13 protein-coding genes and 3 tRNA genes are annotated in these 15,243 nt (G+C 71.7%); 8 read left to right on the forward strand and 8 right to left on the reverse strand.

All coding sequences use genetic code 11. The annotated features are described in order from the left end of the window. Nucleotides 1–32 precede the first annotated feature (32 nt). A complete protein-coding gene (locus tag C8E83_RS14075) occupies nucleotides 33–1,481 on the reverse strand; it encodes a C40 family peptidase (RefSeq protein WP_121370476.1) in 1,449 nt (482 codons plus the stop codon). 31 nt (nucleotides 1,482–1,512) lie between these two features. Continuing rightward, a complete protein-coding gene (locus tag C8E83_RS14080; RefSeq protein ID WP_121370477.1) occupies nucleotides 1,513–2,781 on the reverse strand; it encodes a M23 family metallopeptidase in 1,269 nt (422 codons plus the stop codon). 366 nt (nucleotides 2,782–3,147) lie between these two features. On the opposite strand from C8E83_RS14080, the gene C8E83_RS14085 reads away from it, so the two are divergent. The 3 genes from C8E83_RS14085 to C8E83_RS14095 all read left to right on the forward strand — a co-directional run bounded on the left by C8E83_RS14085 (nucleotide 3,148) and on the right by C8E83_RS14095 (nucleotide 3,433). Next, nucleotides 3,148–3,220, forward strand: a tRNA-Glu gene (locus C8E83_RS14085). A 59-nt stretch (nucleotides 3,221–3,279) separates the two neighbouring features. Beyond that, a tRNA-Asp gene (locus C8E83_RS14090) sits at nucleotides 3,280–3,356 on the forward strand. Nucleotide 3,357: 1 nt separating this feature from the next. Further along, nucleotides 3,358–3,433: transfer RNA gene (locus tag C8E83_RS14095), tRNA-Phe, on the forward strand. Between the two features lie 245 nt (nucleotides 3,434–3,678). On the opposite strand, the gene rocD is transcribed toward C8E83_RS14095, so the two are convergent. Beyond that, on the reverse strand, nucleotides 3,679–4,893 hold the full coding sequence (gene rocD / locus C8E83_RS14100) for an ornithine--oxo-acid transaminase (RefSeq protein WP_121370478.1): 1,215 nt from the start codon (nucleotides 4,891–4,893) through the stop codon (nucleotides 3,679–3,681). A 6-nt stretch (nucleotides 4,894–4,899) separates the two neighbouring features. Further along, on the reverse strand, nucleotides 4,900–5,790 hold the full coding sequence (gene ddaH, locus C8E83_RS14105) for a dimethylargininase (RefSeq protein ID WP_121370479.1): 891 nt from the start codon (nucleotides 5,788–5,790) through the stop codon (nucleotides 4,900–4,902). Between the two features lie 73 nt (nucleotides 5,791–5,863). Here ddaH and C8E83_RS14110 point away from each other — a divergent pair, with 73 nt between their 5' ends. Then, entirely contained in the window at nucleotides 5,864–6,301 is a 438-nt protein-coding gene (locus tag C8E83_RS14110; protein ID WP_121370480.1) for an Lrp/AsnC family transcriptional regulator, read from the forward strand. A gap of 16 nt (nucleotides 6,302–6,317) precedes the next feature. Here the strand turns inward: C8E83_RS14110 and C8E83_RS14115 are convergent, their stop codons facing one another. Continuing rightward, on the reverse strand, nucleotides 6,318–9,962 hold the full coding sequence (locus C8E83_RS14115) for a proline dehydrogenase family protein (RefSeq protein WP_121370481.1): 3,645 nt from the start codon (nucleotides 9,960–9,962) through the stop codon (nucleotides 6,318–6,320). 41 nt (nucleotides 9,963–10,003) lie between these two features. Here C8E83_RS14115 and C8E83_RS14120 point away from each other — a divergent pair, with 41 nt between their 5' ends. Continuing rightward, nucleotides 10,004–10,510: a MarR family winged helix-turn-helix transcriptional regulator gene (locus C8E83_RS14120; protein ID WP_170159947.1), complete on the forward strand. Its 507-nt coding sequence runs from the start codon at nucleotides 10,004–10,006 to the stop codon at nucleotides 10,508–10,510. On the opposite strand, the gene C8E83_RS14125 is transcribed toward C8E83_RS14120, so the two are convergent. Both C8E83_RS14125 and trhO read right to left on the reverse strand, forming a co-directional pair. Continuing rightward, nucleotides 10,507–11,004: a pyridoxamine 5'-phosphate oxidase family protein gene (locus C8E83_RS14125; protein WP_121370483.1), complete on the reverse strand. Its 498-nt coding sequence runs from the start codon at nucleotides 11,002–11,004 to the stop codon at nucleotides 10,507–10,509. The genes C8E83_RS14120 and C8E83_RS14125 overlap by 4 nt on opposite strands. A 10-nt stretch (nucleotides 11,005–11,014) precedes the next feature. Continuing rightward, nucleotides 11,015–11,893: an oxygen-dependent tRNA uridine(34) hydroxylase TrhO gene (gene trhO, locus C8E83_RS14130; RefSeq protein WP_121370484.1), complete on the reverse strand. Its 879-nt coding sequence runs from the start codon at nucleotides 11,891–11,893 to the stop codon at nucleotides 11,015–11,017. Nucleotides 11,894–11,973: 80 nt separating this feature from the next. On the opposite strand from trhO, the gene C8E83_RS14135 reads away from it, so the two are divergent. Genes C8E83_RS14135 through C8E83_RS14145 form a run of 3 tightly spaced genes read left to right on the forward strand, consistent with a single transcriptional unit; the run spans nucleotide 11,974 to nucleotide 14,470 of the window. Then, a complete protein-coding gene (locus C8E83_RS14135) occupies nucleotides 11,974–12,687 on the forward strand; it encodes a GntR family transcriptional regulator (protein ID WP_121370485.1) in 714 nt (237 codons plus the stop codon). Next, a complete protein-coding gene (locus C8E83_RS19775; protein WP_245981680.1) occupies nucleotides 12,684–13,511 on the forward strand; it encodes a GntR family transcriptional regulator in 828 nt (275 codons plus the stop codon). Before C8E83_RS14135 ends, C8E83_RS19775 begins: the two co-directional genes overlap by 4 nt. Then, nucleotides 13,508–14,470, forward strand: a complete 963-nt coding sequence (locus tag C8E83_RS14145) for a DNA-3-methyladenine glycosylase family protein (protein ID WP_245981682.1) — start codon at nucleotides 13,508–13,510, stop codon at nucleotides 14,468–14,470. The genes C8E83_RS19775 and C8E83_RS14145 overlap by 4 nt, the downstream gene beginning before the upstream one ends. Nucleotides 14,471–14,500: 30 nt before the next feature. Here C8E83_RS14145 and C8E83_RS14150 read toward each other — a convergent pair whose 3' ends face one another. Beyond that, nucleotides 14,501–15,160, reverse strand: coding sequence for a hypothetical protein (locus C8E83_RS14150; RefSeq protein WP_121370486.1), 660 nt, complete (start codon nucleotides 15,158–15,160; stop codon nucleotides 14,501–14,503). Between the last annotated feature and the right edge of the window lie 83 nt (nucleotides 15,161–15,243).

Consider the following 15,243-nt stretch of genomic DNA (forward strand, 5'->3'; position numbering starts at 1 on the left):
CGGAGGCCGACGTTTTTGCGTTCGCGGCGGTCTCAGCCGACGGGGCGGCCGACCACGTTGAGCAGCTGCGTGTAGCGCACGGCCACGATGCGCACCCGAGCGCTCGGGTTCGGCGCCTCGATCATCTGGCCGCCGCCGAGGTACATGGCGTCGTGGTAGTAGCCGTCGGAGGTGTTGTAGTAGAAGAGGATGTCGCCGGGCTTCCACTGCGAGATCGAGACCAGACGGCCCTCGCCGCCGAGGTACTCGTACTGCCAGCGCACCGAGTGGCCGCCGATGTAGACGCCGGCGGCGCTGTACGACGCCATCATCAGGCCGGAGCAGTCGTACGAGTTCGGCCCGGCGCCGCCGAAGACGTAGGCCTTGCCGAGCTGGGCCTTCGCGTAGGCGATCGCCGTGGTGACCTGCGCCGAGGTGCCCGAGGACGGGGGCGGCGTGGTCGTGACCGGCGGGGTCGTGGTCGTCGGCGGCTTGGTCGACGATGAACCCGAACCCGAACCCGAGCCGGAGCCCGAGCCGGAACCGGAGGACGAGCCGCCGCCGGACGAGCCGCTGCCGCCGCCGCTCGACGAACCCGAGCCGGAGCCGGAGCCGGACGAGCCACTGCTGCCGGACGAACCGCCGGAGGACCCCGAGGAGCCGGAGCCGGCCGAGGTGCCCCCTGAGGTCGAGCTCGGGGATCCTGCGCCCTTGGAGCCCGCAGGAGCCGGCGTCGTGTCTGCGACCGTGCCCGCCGCGAGCCCCGCGTAGTACTTCGACTCGACGCTGGCGGTCGTGCCCTTCAGGTAGGCCACCTGGGCGATGAGCTGCGTCTGGTTCTGCGTCTGCGCGTTCAGGGCCGAGGCGGCCGTGTCGGCGAGCTGGTTCGCAGTCGCGAGCGCCGACTTCGCCGCTTCGGTCCGCTTCGCCAGCGCCGCCTGAGCGGCCGCGGCCTGGTCGCCGAGCGAGGTCGCCTCGTTCTCGTCGGCTGTCGCCTGCTCGAGGAGGCCCTTCGTGCGGGCGGTGAGGTTGGTCATCGTGCCGAGCTGGTACAGCAGGTCGCCGGCGTGCTTCGAGTCGGTGAGCATGGTCACCGTGAGCTGCTGCCCGCCCGAGTGCGAGAGCTGCGCGACGAGCTGGCCCACCCTCTGGCGGGACTGCTTCGCCGTCGCGGCGGCCCTCGTCTGCTGCGACCGGAGCGTCTTCAGCTGGTCGGCGGCCGCCTGCTCGGCGTTGACGGCGACCTGGTAGGTCTCGCCGGCGCCGGAGGCGGCGTCGCTCGCGGTCTGCGCCTTCTGCTGGAGCGACGTGATCGCGCCGTTGAGGGTCGAGATCTCCTTCTCGGCCTTCGCCTGATCGCCCTTCGCCGCCTGGACGTCGGACCACGTGGGGTAGGGCGACGCCTGGGCCGGAGCCGCGAGGCCGACGGCGGACGCCGCGACCACACCCGTGCCGATGGCGACGACGGCGAGAACGCGCAGCCTTCTGGGCCCGCACCTCACCGGTGCATCGATTCGGGTGTGCGGTTCGTCACTACAGAGTCACTCCTCGGGCGGCCATGAAGGGGACGGCGTCGGTGGCGACGCCGCCGACGCGGGTCTCGAAGTGGAGGTGGCAGCCGGTGGACCACCCGGTCGAGCCGACGCGTGCGATCTGCTGGCCGACGGTCACCTGCTGCCCGACGGCGACCATGATGCCGCCGTCGACGATGTGGCCGTAGCCGGTCGAGATGTTGTTGCCGTTGTCGATCAGCACGAAGTTGCCGTAGCCGCCGTAGGGGCCGGCGTAGATGACGGTGCCGCTCGCAGCCGCGAGGATCGGCGAGCCGCAGGAGGCGCCGAGGTCGGTGCCGGCGTGCAGCGCGCGCACGTGGGTGTACGGGTCGACGCGCCAGCCGTAGCCCGACGTGATGTAGCCGCCGGCGGGCTTGGTCCAGCCCGACGAGCTCGGGACGCCGGTGAGGCCGGACGCCTTCTCGGCAGCGGCCCTCGCCTTGGCCGCGGCGGCCGCGGCCGCCTTGGCGCGAGCCTGGACGCCCTTGTTGTACGAGGCGACGGTGAGGATGCGCTTGGCCCGGATCGCCGCGAGCTGCGCCTCGAGGCGGGACTCGTTCGCCGACTGCTCCGACACCGCGGCCTGCGCGGCCTCGTTCGCGGCCGTGGCGGCGGCGAGCGCGGTCTTCGCCTTCGCGGCGAGGTCGTTCAGCGCCGACGCCGCGACCTTCGCCTGGTCGGTGAGGCCCTGCGCCGTGTTGTGGGCCTGGACCGCGTCGGCGTAGATGCCGTTGGCCTGCTCCGTGAGCTTGCTCATCGCGCCCAGGCGGTACAGGAGGCTGCCGGCCTGGCCGGGGTGAGCGATCAGGTCGCTGGTGAGATCGCTCGAGCCCGATCTGCCCAGCTGCGCGGCGAGCTGACCGGCGCGCGTCTCGCTGGCCTTGGCGACCCGCTCGGCCTCGTCGGCCTGGGCCTGGAGCTGCTCCTTCTTGCTCTCCTGCTCGTCGTAGGCCATCTGGGCCTCCTGGAGCTCTTCGCCGCGCTGCGCGGCCACCTTCTCGGCGGCGGCGGCATTCGACTTGAGCGTGCCGAGCAGCTTCGTGATCTCGGCCACCTGCTGCTGCGCGACGTGCTGGTTCTTGACGGCCGCCTGCACGTCGGACCACGACGGGTACTTGATCGCGGCACCGTCCGCTTCGAGGGGCGAACCGATGATCGACCCGGTGAGCACGACGCCGGCCGCGAGCATGGCGACGAGCGCGCGACGGCGCGCGCGCGAGGCGGTGGCGGTACGGAGAGAGAGGTTCATCGATTCCCGAATCGTCGTCACGGTACGGCCGGATGGCAGGTCACACCGTTAACACGAGTAACAGTAGCAACGCACCACCAGCAGCCCAAGGGTGGTTTCGCACCTCTGGGCTGCGCTGTCGACCCGAGGCTCTCCGGCGGAAAGTCTCAACTACAGCGTGAACCTAACTCTGACAGGGGATTCTTCTGCGGCGGCCCGCCCGCGGGGCGTGTTGTGGAGAACCCACGTGTGACCCCAACTGGGGAGGGGTCGCGGCAACACCTCCCCGTCGATTTCCCGGGCGCAGGAGCCCAGAGAGAGCCGTTTTGATTTTCGCCGCGCCTATCCGTATGCTTGGGCGGGTTGCTGTGACGCCCACAAGCTCACGGCCCCATCGTTTAGTGGCCTAGGACACCGCCCTTTCACGGCGGCAGCACGGGTTCGAATCCCGTTGGGGTCACAGTGCTTGATAAACGACACTGAAGCAGGAATTTCAAGTAAAGACAGTTTCACAAGTTTGGCCCTGTAGCGCAGTTGGTTAGCGCGCCGCCCTGTCACGGCGGAGGTCGCCGGTTCAAGTCCGGTCAGGGTCGCCATGGCTGGGTAGCTCAGTTGGTAGAGCGTTCGACTGAAAATCGAGAGGTCCAGGGATCGACGCCCTGTCCAGCCACCATGTTCGTTGGCTTCGCCAACTTCCCTCACGGACAGGGCGTTGTTCCTTTAAGAACCGCCTGTCCAGCCCGGTCCCTTCCCGCGGCTGCGCCGCGTGCGGCGCTTCGCGCCGCCTCTCGGCCGGACGGCGAAGCGTCGCGCGCCAGGAGACATTCGGCGTGGGTGTTTTATGCCCTGGTGTGATATACCTTATGGAGCGGCGAGGAGCTGGGTACGGCCGGCTCCTCGCCGCTCCTGCAACAGGTCCTAGCGGGCGAGCACCGCGTGCAACTGCTCCGCCGCCCAGTCGAGGTCGTCGCCCGACACCACGAGCGGCGGCGCCAGACGGATTGTCGAGCCATGAGTGTCTTTCGCCAGCACCCCGCGCCGCAGCAGGGCCTCGCACACCTCGCGACCGGTGCCGACGGCCGGGTCGACGTCGATGCCGAACCAGAGGCCGGCGCTGCGCACCGCGACCACGCCCGACCCGACGAGGGGGTCGATCGCCTTCCGCAGGCGTGCTCCGAGCGATGCGGCGCGCTCCTGGTATTCGCCGGTCTCCAGCATCCTGACGACCTCGAGCCCCACCGCCGCCGCCAGCGGGTTGCCGCCGAAGGTCGATCCGTGCTCGCCGGGCCGCAGGACCCCGAGGACGTCGCGGCGCCCGACGACCGCCGACACCGGCACGATGCCGCCGCCGAGCGCCTTGCCGAGGGTGATCAGGTCGGGCTTCACGCCGACGAGATCGCAGGCCAGCGTCGAGCCGGTGCGCCCGAGGCCGGACTGGATCTCGTCCGCGACGAGCAGGACGTTCCGCGCCGCAGTGATCGCGCGGACCGCGGGCAGGTACGACGCCGGCGGCACGATCACACCGGCCTCGCCCTGGATCGGCTCGAGCAGGACCGCCACGGTGTCGTCGGTGATCGCCGCCTCGATCGCGTCGGCGTCGCCGTACGGCACCGAGACGAAGCCGGGCGTGTACGGACCGAAGCCGTCGCGCGCCTCCGGGTCGCCGGAGAAGCTCACGATCGTCGTCGTGCGCCCGTGGAAGTTGCCGTCGGCGACGATGATCGTCGCCCGGCCCTCGGGCACCCCCTTCACCCGGTAGCCCCAGGCGCGTGCGACCTTGATGGCGGACTCGACCGCCTCGGCTCCTGTGTTCATCGGAAGCACCAAGTCGGCGTCGACGAGGCCGGCGAGCGCGGCCGCGAACGGCCCCAGCCGATCGTTGTGGAATGCCCGCGAAGTGAGGGTGACGCGGTCGAGCTGCGCCCGCGCGGCGTCGAGGAGCCGCGGGCTGCCGTGGCCGAAGTTCACGGCCGAATATGCGGCGAGGCAGTCGAGGTAGCGATTGCCCTCGACGTCGGTGACCCAGGCGCCGTCGCCCGTCTCGACGACGACGGGCAGCGGGTGGTAGTTGTGCGCGAGCGCGCCCTCCTCGACGGCGATCGCCGCCGCGGTGCGGGTCGAGGCGCTAGACATGGCCCGTCATCGCCGGAGCTCGAGGGTGCAGCACTTCACGCCGCCCCCGCCGAGGAGGAGTTCGGAGAGGTCGACGCCGATCGGGTTGTAGCCGCGGTCGCGCAGCTGCTGCTCGAAGCCCTTGGCGCGCGAGGCGATCACGACGTTGTAGCCGTCGGAGTACGAGTTGAGGCCGAGGATGGCGGCGTCCTCCTCGCTGACCAGGATCGCGTCGGGGAAGCGGGACCGCAGCGTCGCCAGCGACTCCTCGTCGAAGGCGCTCTCGAGGTAGGCGATGTTGGAGTGCCCGTCGACCGGCTCGGGATCGAGCACGGCGATCGCGGTGTCGAGGTGGTAGAAGCTCGGGTTGACGAGGTTGAGGGTCACGACCTCGCGGCCGAAGACCTTCGCCAGCTCCTGGTGCGAAGTCGAGTCGCTGCGGAATCCCGTCCCGGCCAGGATCACATCGCCCACGAGGAGGAAGTCGCCCTCGCCCTCGTTGATCTGCTCGGGGACGGCGACCTCGAAGCCGTGGTCGCCGAACCACTTCATGTAGGCCGGGCCCTCGGGCTGGCGCTCGGGGTAGGTGAAGCTGGCGCCGTAGGCCTTGCCGTCGAGCACGAAGCCGCCGTTGGCCGAGTAGACCATGTCGGGCAGGCCCTCGATCGGGTCGATGAGCTCGACGTCGAAGCCGAGGCCGACGTACGTGTCGTAGAGGGTCTGCCACTGGGCGACCGCGCGGCTGGTGTCGGTGGGGTCTTCCGGGTGCATCCAGGGGTTGATGCGATAGCTCACCGTGAAGAAGTCGGGTCGGCACATCAGGATCGTGCGATGCGTCGCCCGGCGCGGTGTCGCGGGGGCCTGGTCGGTGTCGGTCGCGATGCTCACGCCTGCCAGTCTCACACGCCGATCGCGCATTCTCGTGGCATCGTGCGCACGTCTGATGCTTAACACAGCGACTCGCGCAAGATTCGAGCACTATCGTCGTCGCGTGGACAATCTCGACTTCAGCATCATCGACCTGCTGCGCCAGAACGCCCGCGCCGGCTACGGCGACATCGGCGACGTCGTGGGGCTCTCGGCCTCTGCGGTGAAGAGGCGCGTCGACCGGATGGTGCACGACGGCGTGATCCGCGGCTTCACGGTGCAGGTCGACCCGGCGGTCGACGGGCTGGCGACGGAGGCGTACGTCGAGCTGTTCTGCCGCGGAACGGTGTCGCCGGCCGAGCTCCAGCGGATCCTGAGCACCGTGCCCGAGGTGGTCGACGCCGGCACCGTCACCGGCAGCGCCGACGCGATCGTGCACATGCGGTCGCGCGACATCCCGTCGCTCGAGGGGGCGCTCGAGCGCGTGCGGAACGCGCCGAACGTCGATCACACGCGCAGCGCGATCGTCCTGTCCAAGCTGATCAACCGGCAGCCCGCGTAGGGCCCGGCGCGGCGCGCTAGAACCGGAGTGCGGCGATGTCGGGGATCGGGTTGCCGAAGCGGTGCGCGGTGATCGAGAGCGACTGCTCGCGCAGGAACGGCAGGAGCTCGACGCGGCCCGACTCGGTCACCTCGTCGGAGTAGATCGCGACGTCGGGTGAGCCGGCGATCGCCTGCGAGAGCGCGTGCGCGGAGCCGCCGATCAGTCGGATCCTGAGCCCCCTGTAACTGCCCGCGCCGGGGCCGTCGAGGTGCGCGCCGGGGTCTGCCTGGAGCAGGGCCTGACGGTTGAACGCGACGGTGTTCTGCACGCCGAGGTTGAGCACGCCCGAGTCTTGAGTGGCCCGCACGATCATCGAGAGGTCGTCGTCGGGCGCCTGGTCGACCTGCCCCTGCAGCAGCCCGGCGGCGGCACGCGCCAGCCAGAGCCCCTCGTTCTCGACCGTGATGTCGTCGACGCGCACCGGGCTGTCAGAAGACCGCAGGAGCTGCACCAGAGTCGCCGGCAGAGGGTGCGCCGTGCTGATGGTGAGAGCCGACCCGGCCCGGGCCCCCGCCGCGACGAGTCGGATGAGGTCGGCCATGTCGCCGTCCGTGGCCAGCCGGATCGTGACGGGGTGCGGGAGGTAGCGGAAGACGTTGCGCTCGACGCCGAGGGCCGACGGGTCGACCGGCGAGGCGAAGCGGGCGAGCCAGGCGCGCTGGTCGCTCGCGCTGCCCGAGCGGACGAAGTCGAACTCCTCGAACGACAGCACCGAGCGCGTCGCCTCGATGATCTTCACGCCGAGCTCGGGCACGCCGTCGAGCTGGAGCGACGCCCGGGGCTCGTGCGGCACGCGCGCGAACGAGGTGAGCGACGCGACGTAGTCGGGCCCGCCCGCCTTCGCCGTGGTGCCGACGCTCGAGCGCTTCCAGCCGCCGAACGGCTGGCGACGCACGATCGCGCCGGTCGTCGAGCGGTTGACGTAGAGGTTGCCGGCCTCGACCCGCGACGCCCAGTGCGCGATCTCGCGGGCGTCGAGGCTCTCCAGGCCCGCGGTGAGGCCGTACTCGACGGCGTTCTGCAGGTCGATCGCCTCGTCGAGGGTCTCGGCGCGCATGACGCCCAGAACGGGGCCGAAGTACTCGGTGCGGTGGAACTCGCTGCCGGGTCGCACGCCGTCGCGCACGCCGGGGCTCCAGAGCACGCCCGTCTCGTCGAGGGGCCTCGGGGTCGCCCACCAGGTCTCGCCCTCGCCGAGCTCGGTGAGGCCGCGCAGCAGCTTGCCCTCGGGCGGGTCGATCAGCGGGCCCATGCGCGTCGTGGCGACGTCGGGGTAGCCCACCCGGATGCTCGCCACCGCGTCGACGAGCTGCCGCCGGAACCTCTCGCTGCGCCCCACCGAGCCGACGAGGATCACGAGCGAGGCCGCCGAGCACTTCTGGCCGGCGTGCCCGAAGGCGCTGGCGACGACGTCCGCGACCGCGAGATCGAGGTCGGCGGACGGCGTCACGACGATGGCGTTCTTGCCGCTGGTCTCGGCGTGCAGCCGCAGATCGGTGCGCCAGGATCGGAACGCCTGCGCGGTCTCGAACGACCCCGTCAGGATCACCGCGTCGACGGCCGGGTGGGCGACGAGGTGGCGGCCGAGGTCGCCCTCGTCGAGGTCGACCAGCGCGAGCAGCGAGCGCGGCACCCCTGCGCGCCAGAGGATGTCGGCGAGCACCGCACCCGTGCGGTGCGCCTGGGGCGCGGGCTTCAGGATCACGCCGCTGCCCGCCGCGAGCGCGCCGAGCACGCCGCCGATCGGGATGGAGACCGGGAAGTTCCACGGCGGGGCGACGACGGTGAGGCGCGGCGGGACCGCGCGGGCGCCATCGATCCGGTCGAGCTCTCGGGCCTGCTCGGCGTAGTACCGGGCGAAGTCGATCGCCTCGGAGACCTCCGGGTCGCCCTCGGCGACGGTCTTGCCGGTCTCGGACGCCATCACCTCGATGAGGTCGGACCGGGCGGCCGCGAGCCCGGCGGCGACGAGGTCGAGGAGCTCGGCCCGGGTGGCGCCGTCCTCACGGCCCCACTTCACGCCCGACTCGGCGACGCCGGCGATGATGCTCTCGAGGGCGGCGACGTCCGAGACCCAGGCCTTCTCGATGGTCTCGGCGCCGAGGTCGCTCGTCGCGGACTTCTGCAGGATCCGCGCCGCCCACGTCCGGTTCGCCTCGAGAGCGGGATCGGTGTCGGGCTCGTTCTCGAAGTCGCCGACGCGCATGTCGAGGTCGTAGCCGCGGGAGCGATCCTGCGTCCGCCGGGGGCCCGGCGTCTCGTCGCCGGCCGCGACCAGGTCGTCCTTCAGCGCGAGCGACGCGAGGAAGCGGTCTTTCTCGCGCTCGAACACCTCGGGGTCGGTGTCGATCTCGAAGGCGCCGGAGAGGAAGTTCTCGGGGCTGGCGTTCTCCTCCAGTCGTCGCACGAGGTAGCTGATGGCGGAGTCGAACTCGGCAGGGTGCACGACGGGCGTGTAGAGCAGGAGCCGCCCCACGTCTTTCCGCACCGCCTCGGCCTGCGCGGTGGCCATGCCGAGCAGCATCTCGAAGTCGACCCGGTTGGTGACCATGTTCTGCTTCGCGAGGTTCCACGCGTAGGCGACGTCGAAGAGGTTGTGCCCGGCGACGCCGATCTTGACGGCGGCCGCGTTCTCGGGCTGGAGCGCCCAGTCGATCATGCGGAGGTAGTTCGCGTCGGTCTCGACCTTCGACGACCAGGTGGCGAGGGGCCAGCCGTGCACGGCGGCGTCGACGCGCTCCATCGCGAGGTTGGCGCCCTTGACGATGCGCACCTTGACCGGGGCTCCGCCGCGGGCGATGCGAGCCCGGGACCACTCAGTGAGCAGCTTGAGCGCGCCGAGCGAGTCGGGCAGGTAGGCCTGCAGCACGACGCCGGCCTCGAGGCCGAGCATCTCGGGGGTGTCCAGGATCCGGGCGAAGACGTCGATCGTCAGGTCGAGGTCGTGGTACTCCTCCATGTCGAGGTTGATGAACTTCGTCGTGGTCGACGACGCCGCCAGCTCGTAGAGCGGCGTGAGCCTCTCGACCAGCCGGTCGCTCGTGGCCTCGAACGCCCACAGGCTGAGCTGGCTGGCGACCGCGGACGCCTTGATCGACACGTAGTCGACGTCGCCGCGGGCGAGGAGCGCACGCGTGCCCTCGAGCCGGCGGTCGGACTCGGCGTCGCCGAGGACGGCCTCGCCGAGGAGGTTGAGGTTGAGCCGGGAGCCGTCCGCGCGGAGCTTGGCCAGGCTCGCGCCGAGCCGGTGCGGGGTCGCGTCGACGATGAGGTGCTCGACCATGCGGCGGAGGGCCTTGCGGGCGACGGGCACGACCGTGCGCGGCGCACCCGACGCCAGGCCGCCGCCGGTCGAGATGGCGGCGCGGAGGAACCACGGCAGGAACTTCGGGATCGACCGGCTCAGCTCTTCCAGGCTGGCGCCCGCGACCTGGAGGTCTTCCGGACGCACGACGCGGTCCACGAAGCCGAGCGTGAAGTCGAGGCCGTCGGGGTCGCGGAGCACGCCGGCGAGCCGCTGCGCCTGGACGCCGACGCGGGCGCCCTGCGACTCGCTCAGCCAGCGGCGGACCGTGTCGACGGACTCCTGGGCCAGGGAAGCGGGGCGCACGTCGGACATGCAACGAGGATATGCCGCGCCCCCGTCCCTACACTGGGCGAATGGCCGACCAGCTGACGGATGACGACTGGGCCGTCTGGGACGCGTTCTACTCCATGCGACGGCGGCTGGACCGCGCCCTCGAGGTGCGGCTGCAGCGGCAGTCGGGCGTCTCGGCTCCTGAGTACGAGATCCTCGCCGGGCTGGGGCGTTCGGCCGACCGCAGGCTGCGGGTGCGCGACATCGCCGAGCAGATCGGCTGGGAGAAGAGCCGCGTCAGCCACCAGGTCACGCGCATGGAGCGACGCGGTCTCGTCCAGCGCACCGACTGCGACCTCGACGCCCGCGGCACCTGGGTCGAACTGACCGCCGACGGACGCCGGGCGATGCTCGAGTCGAGCCGCGGCCACAACGCCGCGATCAAGGAGTACTTCGTCGACGTCCTCGGCGGCGGGGCCGAGGCCCAGGCGCTGCTGGCGTTCTCGGAGCGCGTCCTCGACGCGATCGGAGACGACGCGATCGGCGACGACGCCGGGCCGGATGCGGCCGGAACGGAGCCCGGCGCCTAGAGCGAGATCGTCGTGTTCTCGCCGACGTTCTCCGGGTGCCCGCCGGTCGCCGCGGCCTTGGCGTACTTGAAGAGGGTGACGGCTTTCGGCTCGGTGCTCGTCCACGACTCGACGGTGTGGGCGCGGACCTCGAGCAGGGCGACCTCGGGATCCTGCCGCCCCTGATCGAACCAGGCCTCGGCACCGGTGTTCCAGAGCTCGTCGACCTTCTGCGGGTCGGTCGTCAGCTGCGCCGTGCCGGAGATCGAGAGCCAGCCCTTCGACGTCTCGACGCCGACGTTCACCTCGGGCTCCCGCTCGATGTCGTGCACCTTGTGGCTGCTCTTCTGCACGAAGAACCACACGGATCCGTCGAAGTCGCGGTCGATGAGCGCCAGAGGCCGACTGACCACGTGACCCTCCTGGTCGACGGTGGCGAGCAGGCCGATGCGCGCCTTGCCGAGCACGTCGGCGACGGTCTGGAGCTCTTCTGGCGTTGCGGTGTCTGCGCTCATGCGCGGGACGCTACGCCGCAAGGGCGTGGGCGGCGCACAGCGGACTCCCGACTGCGTGATCGGCACACACCACGAGCCGTTCACGGCACTGCGCGTCCGCGCAGTTCACGAGCGTCGACGACGGCGCCTCGCAGGCGAAGCAGTGCCCGATCACCCGGGCGTGGTCGCTGAACTCGACCTTCTCGCGGCCGTCGAAGACGTGCAAGGCGCCCTCCCAGAGGCCGTCGTCGCCGAATCTCTCGCCGTAGCGGACGATGCCGCCGTCGAGCTGGTAGACCTCCTCGAACCCCCGGTCGATCATCAGCGAGGAGAGCACCTCGCAGCGGACTCCCCCGGTGCAGTAGGTGACGATCGGCTTCGACTTCAAGTGGTCGTAGCGGCCCGAGTCGAGCTCGGCCACGAACTCGCGCGTGGTGGCGACGTCGGGCACGACGGCGTCGCGGAAGCGCCCGATCCTGGCCTCGAACTCGTTGCGCCCGTCGAACAGCGCCGTGTCGGGCCGGGTGCGCAGGAGCTCGTGGAGCCCCTCCGGGCTGAGCCTCGCCCCACCGCCGAAGACGCCCGCCTCATCGACCCGCAGCTCGTCGGGCGCCCCGAAGGAGACGATCTCGTCGCGGACCTTCACGCTCAGCTTCGGGAAGTCCCGGCCCGTGCCCTCCGACCACTTCGCGTCGACCCCGCGGAACGGGGCGTACTCGCGGAAGGCCCGCAGGTAGCGCTTCACGTAGGGCAGGTCGCCGCCGACGGTGCCGTTGATGCCGTCCTTCGAGACGATGATCCGGCCGGTGAGGCCGAGCCCACGGCAGAGGTCGCGCTGCCACAGCCGGATCGCCTCGGGGTCGGGCAGCGGCGTGAACACGTAGAAGAGCAGGATCTTCGGGGTCGCCACGCGAGGAATCCTACCTTCGACCCCTCGGCCTGGAGTAGTGTGTGACATGTCTGTTCCAGCCAGAGAGCGAAGGTGCCTCGATGCCCGTCCCGCCGTCATCCGAGAGCTCCGTGCAGCGCCGGCTCCGCAAGGACGAGGTGTTCGAGCATCTCCTCGCCGCGATCCTCGACGGCTCGCTGGCCCCGGGCGAGCGGCTGCGCGACACCGACCTCCAGGAGTGGCTCGGTGTCTCCCGCACCCCGATCCGCATGGCTCTCGACCGGCTCGACTCGATGCACCTGGTCGAGACCGGCCCGAGCAGGTCGACCCGGGTGTGCCGTGCGCGACCCGACCGGATCCCGCAGTCGATCGAGGTGATGTGCGCCCTCTGGGCCCTCGCCGCCCGCAGCAGCCTGCGGCGCATCGACTCCGTCGCCGCGTCGACGGGCACTGCGGCCCTCCGCCGCGCCGCCAGGGTCTGCCGGGGCGACGAGCCCGCGACTCCGCCGCAGGCCGTCGAGCTGATGCGGCGAGCCCTCTACTTCTTCAGCCTGCACGCCGACAACGACCTCCTTCGCGAGATGGTCGTGCGCATCGGCGCCGACCTCCGCTTCCAGCTCGGCGTGCCCGGCCCGCAGAGCGACGTCTCGGCGTTCGCCGAGGTGTTCGAGGGGCTCGCCGAGGCGGTCGAACGGCGCGACGCCGAGACCGCCGTCGACCTGTTCGAGAGCCTCGGGGCAAGCGTCCGGGCGTCGCCCGACGTCGCCGCCGGCGCCGTCTCGGCACGGACTCCCGCAGCCGGGGCCGTCGCGTGAGCCCCGTCCCCGCCGGCCGACCCGGCGGCCGCGTGCGAGAGAGGTTCAGCGAGACGGCGCGGCGACGCCTCCTCACCGCGCTCTTCGACGGCTCGCTGGAGCCCGGCGAGCGCCTGCACGACGAAGACCTCACCGCCTGGCTCGGCGTCTCGCGCACCCCCGTGCGCACCGCGCTCGACCAGCTCGCCGAGCTCGGCCTGGTCGAGATCACCGCCAACACGTCGACGAGGGTCTGCGTGCCGACGGCACGCTCCCACCGGGCGGCGCTCGACGTCTACGGCGCGATGCACGGCGCCATCGCGGCGAGCGTCCTCCCCACGCTGCCGGAGGCCGACATCGACGCGCTCTGCGCCGAGGCCGCGCGAGTCGCCGCGGTCGCGGCCGACGGCCCCGCCGACGACGGCGCGGTCTGGACCCTCGGCCGGCTGCAGACGATGGGCGCGATCACGGCGTTCATGTCTCGGCGGTGCGCGAATCCGATCCTGCTGTCCGCCGTCGCGGAGCTCGACCTCCGGCTCGCGTTCTCGTTCCTGGCGCTCGGGGTTCCGCTCGACCGCGAGGCGGTGGCGGCCTGTGCGTCGGGCGTGGTGCGGGTGGCCAGAGGGCGGGATGCGAGGGGGTTCGCGTCGGTGATGCAGGCGTTTCTCGGCTCCTGCGCCCTCGTGACCGCGGGTGAGACCACGCTGGCGGCCCGGGCGAGGCAGGCGCGCGATGCGTCGAGGCCAGCGCAGCCAGTGAAGCCAGAGAAGCCAGTGAAGTCAGAGAAGCCAGTGAAGTCAGCGCAGCCAGTGAAGTCGGAGGCGACGGCTACCCTGTCGGCATGAGTCTCGACACGGCGGCAGAGCCCTCGTCGCCGGCGTCCGGGCAGGTCGCCACGGCGACGACGGTCTACCGCCCCGCCGAGCCGGTCCACGTGCTGCAGACGCTGCGCCCTCTCGTGCGCGGAGGCGGCGACCCGTGCTTCCGCGTCGAGGCGGGCGTGGTGTGGTGGGGCGTGCGGACGCCCGAGGGCCCCGCGACTCTGCGGCTCGGCCCGGCGGCGTCGGCCGTCGAGGCGAGGGCGTGGGGGCCGGGGGCGGAGTGGGCCGTGGCGAACGTGCCCGAGCTCCTGGGCCGGGGCGACGACTGGTCGGGGCTCGACGTGTCGGGGCACGAACTGCTGAGCGACGCGCGACGTCGGCTGCCCGGGCTGCGGCTGCTGCGCACGAACCTCGTGGCGCAGATGATGATCCCGGCGGTGCTCGAGCAGAAGGTGACGGGCACCGAGGCGTGGCGGGCCTGGCGTCAGCTGGTGCGAGGGCACGGCAGCGTGGCCCCGGGCCCGGCCCCGGCCGGCCTCATGGTGCCGGCCGACGCCGCGACCTGGGCGAAGGTGCCGAGCTGGGAGTGGCATCGTGCCGGCGTGGGGCCGCAGCGGTCGGCGACGATCATGCGCGTCTGCGCGGTCGCGTCGGGTCTCGAGCGCACCCTGTCGCTCGGGCGAGGCGGCGACGAGGTGCAGCGACGGCTGCGGTCGGTGGTCGGCGTCGGCGTCTGGACCGCCGCCGAGACTAGCCAGCGCGCCCACGGCGACCCCGACTCGCCGAGCGTCGGCGACTACCACCTGCCCGCCACCGTGGGCTGGGCCCTCATCGGCGAGCCGGTCGACGACGACGGAATGCTCGAACTGCTCGAGCCCTACCGGGGTCACCGCGAGCGCGTGATGCGGCTGATCACGGCGAGCGGATTCCGCAAGCCGCGCTTCGGGCCGCGCATGACGATCCAGGACCACCGCGCCCACTGACCGCGTCGACGCGGCCGGTCGGTCACCGCGTCAGTGACAGGTGACGCGGTCGCCGTTCTGCGTGACGTACTGCCCCGGCCCGACGAACGAGCACTGCTGCTGGAGCGACACCTCGTAGCGCACCCACGAGATGCCGACGACTCCGCCCACGACGATGTTGAGCACCGACACCACGATCCCGGCTGTGCCGAGGGCGCCGGCGAGACCGACGCGGCGGCTGGCGCGGATCGACGCGATGCCGATGAACACGCCCACGACGCCGACGAAGAAGCCGACGACGATGGCGACCACGCCGCTCCTGCGACCCGGGTCGTCGTCGACGTCGGGCCAGTCGCCGGCATCGTCGCCCGCCTCATCGTCGGGCTGCGCCCGAGGTGCGCCCGGCCAGCGGTTCTCGGCGAGCTCGCCGTAGGCGGGTGGGGCGGGTGGGGGCGCAGGATGCGACAGCCCGCCCGGCAGAGGCAGATCGTCGAGCGAGAGCGGCCGCCCCGAATCGCCGGTGAGCGGCCACGGCGCGACGTCTCCGCCGGCCGCCGGGTCGACCGAGCCCCGGCCGATGCCCATGCCGTGCACGGGCGGCGGCGGCCCGGGCGGACCCACGGGGCGACCGGCGCCGCGACGGAACCGCGCGGTGCGCGGATCGGCCGGGCTCGCCGGGCCGGCGGCGTCGGGGGGCTCTGGGGACGACATCGACTCGACCCTATTACCTCGGTGAGCCATGATGGAGCGCAGTGCGGCCGTCTGGAGCGGCCGCCGAAGTCCAACGGAGTGCA

This window comes from Frondihabitans australicus (genome assembly GCF_003634555.1).
Taxonomy (GTDB): Bacteria; Actinomycetota; Actinomycetes; order Actinomycetales; family Microbacteriaceae; genus Frondihabitans; species Frondihabitans australicus.